Below are 480 nucleotides of genomic sequence, written 5' to 3'. Positions count from 1 at the left end.
CCGCAGCACCGGGTCCGAGCGGTACGCAGCCGTCGGGCCGCCGGCGGGCGTCGGCGTCATGACCTGCGGATGCGTGCCGGTGGCCACCAGGCCCGCCTGGTACAGCATCGATCCCGCCCATAACAGGGCGATGTACAGGCACGCCTGCAGCGGCAGGGCGGAGGCGGCGGTGGCGACGGTGTCGTCCGCCGCGCTGCGGCCCGGGCGGAAGACCGTGTAGAGGAGTCCGAGCAGGACGACGGCGCTGGCCGCCGCCAGCCCCAGCACCGTCGAGGCGGTGGCCAGGCGGACCGCCAGCACGGCGGGCAGCACGAAGACCACGAACGCCCAGCGGCTGCGGTGCAGCGTGATGTAGCCGCCGGCCAGCCACGCGGTCAGCGCGGATAGCGCGAGGTACGCCGCGCCCGCGTAATGCCGCGTGTCGACGACGCCGTGGGTGTAATGCTCCTGGATGCGCAGCGCCGCGCACAGGGGCAGCGC

At 74.6% G+C, this 480-nt stretch carries 1 protein-coding gene; it reads right to left on the bottom strand.

Translation table 11 applies throughout. The features are described from left to right. The coding region (locus ACEN88_RS34150) for a hypothetical protein (RefSeq protein ID WP_413346817.1) at positions 1-480 on the bottom strand (480 nt) is incomplete at both ends.

This window comes from Massilia sp. CT11-108 (assembly GCF_047302915.1).
Lineage (GTDB): Bacteria > Pseudomonadota > Gammaproteobacteria > Burkholderiales > Burkholderiaceae_D > Telluria > Telluria orientalis.
This window is presented reverse-complemented; position numbering and strand designations above follow the sequence as displayed.